Below are 9,559 nucleotides of genomic sequence, written 5' to 3'. Positions count from 1 at the left end.
GTAGTTTTCCAGCGTCCAGTTGAAGAACAGGAAGATCGGCGGATCGTTGATCGCCTGGGCCTCGGTCTTGAAGCTGGTCAGGATCGTCCAGAGGATCGGGAAAAAGATCAGAAGGCCGATCGCCCAGGCAGCGACCGTGTTGATCGTCTTGCGTTGTGTGGTGACAGCGCGGGCCATTGTCCGTTCCTCCTCACCTGTCCAGGTTCTTGCCGACAATGCGCATCAGGAAGATCGCGACAATGTTGGCCAGGATGATGGCGTAGACGCCTCCGGCAGAGCCAAGGCCCACATTCTGGCTTTCCAGCACGCGCTGGAAGATCAGGTAGCTGAGCGTCTTGGAGCCGAACGCACCGCCGGTGGTGACAAAGATTTCCGCAAAGATCGCCAAGAGGAAGATCGTCTGGATCAGGATCACGATGGTGATCGCTCGGCTGAGATGCGGCAGCACGATGTACCAAAACCGCTTCAGGACGGGTGCCCCGTCCATCTCGGCGGCTTCCAGCTGTTCGCTGTCGAGCGACTGGATCGCCGTCAAGAGGATCAGGGTGGCGAAGGGCAGCCACTGCCAGCTCACGATCATGATCAGTGAGGGCATCGCCGCCTGGCTCAGCCATGCCACGGGATCGGCGCCGAAGGCTTTCCAGAGATGTGCCAGAAGGCCGTTCACCGGGTCCATGAACATGTTCTTCCAGACCAGCGCCGACACGGTGGGCATCACGAAGAAGGGCGCGATGACGAAGATGCGAACCATGCCCTGGCCCCACATCGGCTGATCCAGCAGCATCGCCAGCAAAACGCCAAAGACCACGGTGATGACCAGAACGCCGCCGACGATGATCAGAGTCGTCTGCACGCTGGGCCAGAATGAGCTGGAGGTCACGAAGCGGGTGTAGTTGGCGAAACCGACCCAATCCAAGCCGGCGGCCATCGAGTCGCCGCGCATCGGCAGGTATCTCTTGAAGGAGAAGAACAGCGTCATCGTCAGCGGCACGAGCATCCAGCCCAGAAGCAGGATCACGGCCGGCGCCAACATCAAGCGGGCTGCGGAGCGGGAATGCCGGGTCGCCATTGGACATGCCTCCTCTGTTGACGCCCGAAACGTCTGAGATTCGGGGTCTTGATCTCAAGAAAAAGAGGACCGAAGGGCGGGCGCACCCGCCCTTCGGTTGGGAGGAAGTTTCAGTAGCCGGCGGCTTCCATGGCGTCGTTGGTCAAGGCCTGCGCCTTGGCAAGCGCCTCGTCCACGGTCTGCTGGCCTGCGTAGACGGCCGAGAACTCCTGGCTCACCTCGGTGGCGATGCCGGCGAACTCCGGAATGGCGACGAACTGGATACCGACGTAAGGCACCGGCTTGACGGTCGGGCTCGTCGGGTCGGCCGCCTTGATGGACTCGAGCGTCTTCTGCGCGAAAGGCACCTTCTGGTACTCGGGGTTCTCATAGAGCGACGTCCGGGCACCCGGCGGCACGTTGGCCCAGCCTTCGTTCGCGGCAACCAACTCGATGTACTCTTTCGAGGTGGCCCACTCGATGAACTGCTTGGCGGCGTCAGCCTTCTGGGTCCCAGCCGGAATGGCCAGCGCCCAGGCCCAGAGCCAGTTGGAGCGTTTGCCGAGGCCCGCGTCCGGCGCCAAGGCAAAGCCCACCTTGTCCGCGACGGTCGAGTCGTTGGGGTTGGTCACGAAGGACGCGGCAACGGTCGCGTCGATCCACATGCCGCACTTGCCTTGCTGGAACAGCGACAGGTTCTCGTTGAAGCCGTTGGTGGCGTATCCCGGGGGGCCTGCATCGGCCATCAGGTCCACGAAGAAGTTGAGGGCATTGGCCCATTCGGGCTGATCGAACTGGGCTTTCCAGTTCTCATCGAACCAGCGCGCGCCGAAGGAGTTGGCGGTCACTGTGATGAAGGCACCGCCTTCACCCCAACCGGCCTTGCCGCGCAGGCAGATGCCGTTGATTTCCTTCCCACGGTCGGTCATCGCCCGGGCCAGTTCCGCAATCTGATCCCAGGTCGGGGCCTCGGGCATGGTCATGCCGGTCGCCTCGACGAGATCGGTGCGGTACATCACCATCGAGCTTTCACCATAGAACGGCGCAGCGTAGAGCGTGCCGTCGTGGCTCAGGCCGTCCCGCATCGCGGGCAGGATGTCGTTGACATCGTACTCTTCGCTCAGATCGTCGAGCGGAACCAGCCAGCCGTTCGCGCCCCAAATCGGGGTTTCGTACATGCCGATGGTCATGATGTCGAACGCACCACCCTTGGTGGAGATGTCAGTGGTCACGCGCTGACGCAGAACGTTTTCTTCCAACGTGACCCACTCGACTTCATGGCCGGTCTTGGCGGTGAAGTCGTCGGTATAACCCTGCATCCGGATCATGTCGCCGTTGTTGACCGTGGCGATGGTCAAGGTTTCGGCCATAGCGGCCGTCGACAGCAGGGTTGCGGTCGTGGCGGCGAGCAAGCCGCGGAGGGGCATTCCCATGATGTTTCCTCCCAAGTCTTATGGTTTGAGCAATTGCCCATGTTGTGAGCAATTATTCACATAGGTTGACGAATAGGTCAAGAGGAAATACCAGTGGCCCCGCTAGGGAGCGGCAAGCAGTTCCTCCGCTGTCTCTTCGTCGGTGACTAACCCATTGATCAGACGCCCTTTCAGGGCGCCCTCTATGGCAGCTATCTTCTCAATCCCGGCTGCGATGCCGGTCACCCGCCGCTCGCCCTTGCCGCTCACCCTGACGCTGGAAACGCGGGCATTCATGCCGCCGCTCAGGTAGTTGCCCGCGGAGTCATAGACCCAGCCGACGATCTCGCCCACGGCCCCTTCGGCCCTCAACGCCTTCAGTTCCTGCTTGGTGATGAAGCCGTCCTGCAACAGCGGCGCGTCGTCGCTGAGCTGTCCGACCCCGACGAAGGCGACGTCGGCCCGCTTCGCCAGCTTCTCGACGTTCTGCACCGGTTTGAGGGAATAGAAGATCTCCCGTTCCTGCGGGGTTTCCGCCAGCACGGGCAAGGGCATGGGATAGTGCGGCGCCCGCACCGCATCGGCGATGCGCATGATCACGTCGTAGAACGAGGCCGAGCCGTCCGGTGCGATGTTGCCGACGAGAGACACGATCTTGTGCTGCTCGCACTCCATATCCGCCAATTCCTCAATGGCGGCACGCAGCATCCGGCCGGAGCCCAGGGCAATCACCCTGGGCTCGGCCTGGCGCAGCACCTGTTCGATTTCGTAGGCGGCGATCGAGGCAATGGACATGCGGGTGTGGGCGCTTTCGCCGACGCTGGGTGCGACCCGGCAGCACAGCAGCCCGTGGCGCTCGGCCAGGCGCGACTCCAGGTCCATGCATTTGGCGATGGGGTGCTCTAGACGCACGTGGATCAGGTTCTCGGAGATAGCCCGCGACACCAGGCGCTGCGCGCGCTGGCGCGAGACGCCCAGCATGCGCGCAATCTCGTCCTGGGTCTTGCCGGCGATGTAGTAGAGCCAACCGGCCCGCGCCGCTTCGTCCGTGATGGATGCGTCGTTTCCCGTGCGACGGTTCATGGTCCTGCCCCTGATGCCGGCTTCCTGAAGACAGGCCGAGCGTCGTAGAATTTGCGCAAAGATGCAAATCCCGCTTGGACCGGGGTCGGGGAGCGCGACAGCGCAGATCGGGGCGTTGGTGGCTACCATGGGCACGGATCAGGGGCTCCCGGGCCTTAGGTCTTGCAGCTTCGCCGCGATCGCCTCGCTCACCTCCCCCAGGCTGGCAACCCCGCGCTGCTCTCCGGATTCGACGTCGACAATGGTTCCGCGCAGCACCTGCGGCGCATCCGGCGCTTCCCGTGGTTCGTACCACAGGCGAACGATGAGCACCTTTTCCTTGCGGGACTGAGTCAAGGAGGCCTCCCGCGCCGGCTCTTCACCTCGCAATAGGAAGCCACATCCTAGAGCCGCTTGTCACCGCGGCGTCACGAGGCTCTCAATCCGGGATCACGGATGCGCCCGGCGGTGACGCCGGATCGTCCCGCGCCGGTCAGCGGTTGCCGCGCAAGGGCGGCTCCTTGCCTGGCTCAAGCCCGGGCAGCACCTGTTCCACCACGGCCCTTGCTCGTTCGACCTCTTCGAGGGCGGAGCGCAGCTTCGCAAGGGCCTCGCCGGCGCTGATCTGCTGTGCCCGCGGGTGCACAAGGGTTTCACAGTGTCCCGCGGTGCTGATGGAGTCATGGAGCGCCCGGGTTTCCTCCAGCGGCTCGACCCGCAGCTCACGGGACAACAGCCGGCAGCATTCCTGGTACTGCCGAATCGCCCGCGAGCGGTCCCCCGCCCCGGCGAAGAGCCGCATCATGTCGCGGTGCACGTCCTCCCGCAGGGGGTCCTGCCCCAGAATCCTCTCGCCGACTTCGATGCCGCCGCGGTAGTTGCCGACGTGCAGCCAGTGGCGCATCAGCAGGGTCAGGCCGTCGAGATAGCGCGAGCGCAGCCGCTCGCGTTCGCGCAAGGCCCAGGAGTCATAGACGCCGCACAGCAGTTCGCCGCGATAGAGGCCGAGGCACTCCTCCAGGGCCCGGGCCGCCTCATGGGTCATGCTCTCGGGGCGAATGCGCAACGCGCTGTCGATGCGGACCTCGAACTCAAGGCAGTCGACCCGATGGTCGCTCTCCCAGTTGAAGGCGATCTCGTCGCCGGCATTGCTCAGCAGATAGGTTCCACTGGGCGTGCCGGCGGGTTCCACGATCTGGCGCAGGCGCCAGACGGCGGTGCTGAGACAGCGCCGGGCGCTGTTGCTGTCCCGGTCTCCCCAGAAGCACTCCGCCAATTCGTCGCGCTGATGACTCTGGCGTCCGCCGAGCAGAAGATAGGCCAGAAGTCGCGCGACCTTGCCCGTCGGATGTGTCGCGGGGCTACGTCCTGGCCGGCCACCGAAGGATATGCCCGACGGCTGATGGCTGACCTGAAGCGATCCGAATAGCGAAACCGTTAGCTGGGTCATCGGCTGCATCCCCATGGCGTCATCGGCGGCCGTACTGAGCATGTCGCCGATGTCCCCTCTTCCGCTGCGCGCCGCGAACTCCGCCGCGTTCCGCGTTCGACCTCTTTAGGGGTGCAAATACCTTTTGCCCGATCCGCCCTCACTGCGGATGTTCTCTGCTCTCTGTTGTCAGACTAGTGAGCTGCGTGTGACCTACTTGTGACAAGCGCAGGGCCTCATCCAAATTCCACTTTCCAGGAGCAGGCTGACCGAGGTTTGCGCCCGCGGCTTTCGGCAAGACCGGGATGGCCGCTTGCCCACTCGCCTTTGCACGCTCCAGGTCCGCCAACCGGTCTTGGCAGTATAGAAGCTTCGTTGCACCGCGGAAGCCGTCCTACCCCAAATGTCCCAAGGCCACCTCTATTGCACGAACCGCGTCACTGCGTGAACGAGCGGCGCGGCGACGATGATCCCACGCGCCTCGCCACGACCACCTTTTTGCGCAGCCGGTGAGAGCGCGGTGAGGCTTCAGTGAGGGGGCCGTGAGAGCATCGTGACGCTCAGTCCCTAGGCTTGCGGGTCTCGGTCATTGGGATCCTTGCGATGACGCGCGAGCCATTCACGAACACAGCCCTCCACAACGGCGGGGGCGGCACCGGCCTTGCGGACCATGCCGCCGAACCGCGCCACCGCAGATCGCAGTCCCCCTGTCAAAACCGACCTGTCCGAAACCAGCCCGTCCAAAACCAGGCAGTCCAAGCCGCGGCCAGCGATGCTGAAACGATGGAGCAGAAGCCATGCCAGTGAACCCTACCTATCCGGGTGTCTACATTCAGGAGCTGCCCAGCGGTGTGCGCACGATCACCGGCGTGGCCACCTCCATTGCCGCCTTCGTCGGCTGGACCGCCCGCGTCGCCGGGCGCGATAACTTTCCCTACACGGTGCGCAGCTTCGGCGAATACGAGAGGATCTTCGGCGGGCTGCACCGCGACAGCCATGTCTCCTATGCGGTGCAACAGTTCTTCGCCAACGGCGGCACCGAGGCGCATGTGGTCCGGGTACCGCGCACAGGCGCGGTGCCCGCCGCGATCACCCTTGAAGACGGAACCGGCGGCGCCGCCAATGCGGCCCTTACAGTGACTGCCGCCGCCACCGGGCTGGATGCCCACAACCGCTTGATCGACGTCGACTACGACGCCATCCCCGCAAGCGACACCGCCGCCTTCAACCTGACGATCACCGACCTCGACACCGGCGCGGTCGAACGCTTCCCCAACGTTTCCATGTCCGCCACCAGCACCCGCAACGTGGTGGCGGTGGTCAACGACGAGGCTACGGGCTCCAAGCTGGTCACCGTCGCGATCCCCGATGCGACCGCCGGGCGGCCGATCCAGACCGGCGCCGTCGGTGCCGACGTGACACTGGGCAGTCTGCTGAACGACAACAATTACACGATCCGCATCAGCTCCGACGTGCCGGCGGGCCAGATCGCCAACGTCGATGTCACCATCTTCGAGACCGGCGAGACCCTGCCGCAATCGGTCCTCGGCCTCGCCCGCCATGTCGAGCGCAAGATCAATCAGGCGATCAGCAATCTGGTGCCAGGGGCCGCCGTGCGCTGCGTGCCCAGCAACACCGGCGCCGGCATCCGGGTGATCCCGGATTTCTCGCCGGAGCTCCTGAACGCCTCTCTCGACGCCCGCCTGACCTTTGCCGCCGGCGTGCCCAACAGCGCCTTGGCGATGATCGGCCTAAACACGGGGACCCGCAACGTCGGGCACTACCGCCTCGGCCTTGGCCGCGACCTGCAGGCGCAGACCGGCGCCGTGCCCGCCACCGCCGGCACAGGCCTGCCCAACAGCCAGGGGATCATCGGCAACGAGGGCAACTTCACCGGCCTCTATGCCCTGAAGAAGGTCGACCTCTTCAACATCCTCTGCATCCCCGATGCCACGCGCAGCGCGGCGGGCGACCCCAACACCCTGGACAGCACCGTCGATCCCAACGAGATCTTCGCCCGCGCCATGGAGCTCTGCGTCGCCGAGCGCGCCTTCCTGCTCGTCGATCCGCCGCCGGAGGTGCGCGACACCGCCTCGGCCATCGATTGGATCTCCGGCGGCCTTACGGTTTCCGGCGTCAACGGCGCGGCCTATTACCCGCATCTGCTGTTCGTCGATCCGCTGGACGACTTCCAGGTGCGCAAGTTCCCGCCCTGCGGCGCCATGGCCGGGCTCTATGCACGCACCGACACCAACCGCGGCGTCTGGAAGTCGCCGGCGGGCACGGAAGCGACCCTGTCGCGGGTGCGCGGCCTGACCCACGAGATGACCGATGCCGAGAATGGCGCGCTCAATCCCCTGGGGCTCAACTGCATCCGCAACTTCCCGGTGTTCCGCACCATCGCCTGGGGCGCACGCACCCTGGACGGCGCCGATGCCCGGGCGAGCGAATGGAAATACCTCTCGCCGCGGCGCCTTGCCCTCTTCATGGAGGAGAGCCTCTACCGCGGGACCAAGTGGGCGGTCTTCGAACCCAACGGCGAGCAGCTCTGGTCGCAACTGCGCCTCAACGTCTCGACCTTCATGCACCAGCTCTTCCGCCAGGGCGCCTTCAAGGGCACGACCCCGCAGGAGGCCTACTTCGTCACCTGCGATGCCACCACCACGACCCAGGCGGACATCGACCGCGGCATCGTCAACGTGCTGGTCGGCTTCGCGCCGCTCAAGCCCGCCGAGTTCGTGATCATCACGCTGCAGCAGCTCGCCGGGCAGGACCAGGTCTAAAGGAACCACGCCATGCCACCCTTCAACGTCAATACCCACCGCTATCACGAACTGCCGAACTACAAGTTCCTGGTGATCATCGACGGCCAGGTCGTGGCCGGGGTCAGCAAGGTGAGCGCGCTGAAGCGCACCACCGAGGTGATCAAGCACCGGGCCGGCGGCGACCCCAGTTCGTCGCGCAAGTCCCCCGGGCGCAGCGAGTATGAGCCGATCACCCTGGAGCGCGGGATCACCTACGACCGCACCTTCGAGCAGTGGGCCAACAAGGTCTGGAACTACGGCTCCGGCCTCGGTGCCGAGTCGTCGCTGCGCGACATGCGCAAGAACATCATCATCCAGCATCTGAACGAGGCGGGCCAGGTCGCCATGGCCTACCGCATCTACAACTGCTGGGTCTCGGAGTTTCAGACGCTGCCGGACCTCGACGCCAACGCCAATGCCGTGGCCATCGAGATGATGAAGCTGGAAAACGAGGGCTGGGAGCGCGACTACGACGTCACCGAGCCCGACGAGCCCAGCTTCCTCGAGCCGCAATGATCCCTCGCCCATGGCAGCCCGCTCAGCAGCCGAGCTTATGGAGCTCTGGGATGCCCTCGCCGGCCTCGGCACCGCCGCGCGCGAGGCCGTCCTGGCGGAGCGCTGCCTTGCGGCCTCGGTAGAGGGAGATGGGACCGCCGTATCCCTGGGCCTTCGCGAGGCCGCCCTCTTGCGCAGTTTCGCGGGCGCGTTCGGCGCCCGCCTGCGCTGTCTGGACGACTGCCCTGCCTGCGGCAGCCGCGTCGCCGCCGAGCTCTCCATCCCAGACCTGATTGCCGTCCAGGAGGCAGCACCGGCTTGCAGCGGACGGATGGACCTGGACGGCTGGCGGATCAGCTATCGCCTGCCGACGGGCGAAGACCTGAAAGAGGCCGCCGAGGCCAGCGATGAAGAAACCGCCGAGCAAATCCTGAGGAGCGCCACGATCCGGCAGATCAGTCATCCGGACGGAGAGATCTCCGCCAGCGATCTCCCTGACGGCGTCGCCGAGGCGCTGGCGGAACGGATCGAACGGGAAGACCCCTTGGCCGCCGCAGAGGTCGCCCTCTCCTGTCCGGACTGCGGTGAGACCTGGCGCTGCGGCCTCGATGCCGCCGCACTCTTCGCCGCCCGCCTCGACGCCTGGGCCAAGCGCACCCTCTGGGAGGTGCATCACCTGGCCATGCGCTATGGCTGGCGCGAAGCCGACATCCTCGCCATGGCACCGCAACGGCGCGAGGCCTACCTGCTGATGGACGTGCCATGACCGGCCTGTTCCGCCGCCTGGCGGCGCGCTCGCGCGGAGAAGAGCGCCGTCTGCGCCCGGAGGTGCCCGGGCTCTTCCAGCCCCAGGGGGCTGACGGCGATGGCTTCACCGAGCTCAACGAGGAGGTTCTCTCCGGGGCCAAGGAACGGCCGCTGCAGCAGACCAGCGCACCAACGCCACCGCTCCCCCCGGCCGATGAGACCGCCCCGCAAGCGAATACGGCCACTCCGACGCCCGAGGACGCGCCGTCGAGCGCGATGCCCGGCGCGCGGATCAAGCAGGACCGCCCAGCGACGCCTCTCGACCCCAGGGTGGTCGAGAAGACCGAAAGGGTCGAGCACCACGAGACCCTGCGCGAGCGCACCGTCGTCGAACGGCCGGTGTCCTCATTGCCACCGGCAGGGCGGGTCGACCGCGATCCGGACGCGCCGCCTGTGGAAGTGTCGTCGGACCACGAGCGGAAAGAGGCCGATCGCAGCGCCGATGAACCAAGGCGAAGCGACGATGGCCCGAAGGCCGAGCCGGCGCCCCCAAGCCCGGTTC

9 protein-coding genes and 1 pseudogene are annotated in these 9,559 nt (G+C 65.6%); 4 read left to right on the top strand and 6 right to left on the bottom strand.

What is annotated here, in order from left to right:
- From Q0996_RS25525 to Q0996_RS05560, 6 genes and pseudogenes are all read right to left on the bottom strand, one after another.
- A pseudogene (locus Q0996_RS25525) lies at window positions 1-177 on the bottom strand (carbohydrate ABC transporter permease); the annotation flags it as partial.
- Window positions 178-190: 13 nt separating this feature from the next.
- Window positions 191-1,069, bottom strand: coding sequence for a carbohydrate ABC transporter permease (locus Q0996_RS05580; RefSeq protein WP_299616766.1), 879 nt, complete (start codon window positions 1,067-1,069; stop codon window positions 191-193).
- 110 nt (window positions 1,070-1,179) lie between these two features.
- The gene (locus tag Q0996_RS05575; RefSeq protein WP_299616767.1) at window positions 1,180-2,475 is read right to left on the bottom strand and encodes a sugar ABC transporter substrate-binding protein; all 1,296 of its coding nucleotides are present in this window, start codon (window positions 2,473-2,475) and stop codon (window positions 1,180-1,182) included.
- A gap of 108 nt (window positions 2,476-2,583) precedes the next feature.
- A complete protein-coding gene (locus Q0996_RS05570; RefSeq protein WP_299616765.1) occupies window positions 2,584-3,543 on the bottom strand; it encodes a sugar-binding transcriptional regulator in 960 nt (319 codons plus the stop codon).
- A gap of 138 nt (window positions 3,544-3,681) precedes the next feature.
- On the bottom strand, window positions 3,682-3,879 hold the full coding sequence (locus Q0996_RS05565; RefSeq protein WP_299616764.1) for a hypothetical protein: 198 nt from the start codon (window positions 3,877-3,879) through the stop codon (window positions 3,682-3,684).
- 136 nt (window positions 3,880-4,015) lie between these two features.
- A complete protein-coding gene (locus Q0996_RS05560; protein WP_299616762.1) occupies window positions 4,016-5,014 on the bottom strand; it encodes a BTAD domain-containing putative transcriptional regulator in 999 nt (332 codons plus the stop codon).
- Between the two features lie 734 nt (window positions 5,015-5,748).
- Here Q0996_RS05560 and Q0996_RS05555 point away from each other — a divergent pair.
- The 4 genes from Q0996_RS05555 to Q0996_RS05540 all read left to right on the top strand — a co-directional run.
- Complete coding sequence (locus tag Q0996_RS05555) at window positions 5,749-7,734, top strand: phage tail sheath C-terminal domain-containing protein (RefSeq protein ID WP_299616760.1); 1,986 nt, start codon at window positions 5,749-5,751, stop codon at window positions 7,732-7,734.
- Window positions 7,735-7,746: 12 nt separating this feature from the next.
- Window positions 7,747-8,271: a phage tail protein gene (locus Q0996_RS05550; protein ID WP_299616759.1), complete on the top strand. Its 525-nt coding sequence runs from the start codon at window positions 7,747-7,749 to the stop codon at window positions 8,269-8,271.
- Between the two features lie 10 nt (window positions 8,272-8,281).
- Window positions 8,282-9,016, top strand: coding sequence for a hypothetical protein (locus Q0996_RS05545; RefSeq protein ID WP_299616758.1), 735 nt, complete (start codon window positions 8,282-8,284; stop codon window positions 9,014-9,016).
- On the top strand, window positions 9,013-9,559 hold a 547-nt coding region (locus tag Q0996_RS05540), incomplete at its 3' end, for a hypothetical protein (protein WP_322096644.1). The genes Q0996_RS05545 and Q0996_RS05540, both read left to right, overlap by 4 nt.

This window comes from Pelagibius sp., assembly GCF_028289705.1.
Taxonomy (GTDB): Bacteria; Pseudomonadota; Alphaproteobacteria; order Kiloniellales; family Kiloniellaceae; genus Pelagibius.
This window is presented reverse-complemented; position numbering and strand designations above follow the sequence as displayed.

Excerpts from the sequence above, each read along its gene's own strand:
- Q0996_RS05550 (WP_299616759.1), top strand. The coding sequence starts at position 7,747 with ATGCCACCCTTCAACGTCAATACCCACCGCTATCACGAACTGCCGAAC.
- Q0996_RS05545 (WP_299616758.1), top strand. The coding sequence starts at position 8,282 with ATGGCAGCCCGCTCAGCAGCCGAGCTTATGGAGCTCTGGGATGCCCTC.
- Q0996_RS05580 (WP_299616766.1), bottom strand. The coding sequence starts at position 1,069 with ATGGCGACCCGGCATTCCCGCTCCGCAGCCCGCTTGATGTTGGCGCCG.
- Q0996_RS05575 (WP_299616767.1), bottom strand. The coding sequence starts at position 2,475 with ATGCCCCTCCGCGGCTTGCTCGCCGCCACGACCGCAACCCTGCTGTCG.
- Q0996_RS05560 (WP_299616762.1), bottom strand. The coding sequence starts at position 5,014 with ATGCTCAGTACGGCCGCCGATGACGCCATGGGGATGCAGCCGATGACC.
- Q0996_RS05570 (WP_299616765.1), bottom strand. The coding sequence starts at position 3,543 with ATGAACCGTCGCACGGGAAACGACGCATCCATCACGGACGAAGCGGCG.
- Q0996_RS05555 (WP_299616760.1), top strand. The coding sequence starts at position 5,749 with ATGCCAGTGAACCCTACCTATCCGGGTGTCTACATTCAGGAGCTGCCC.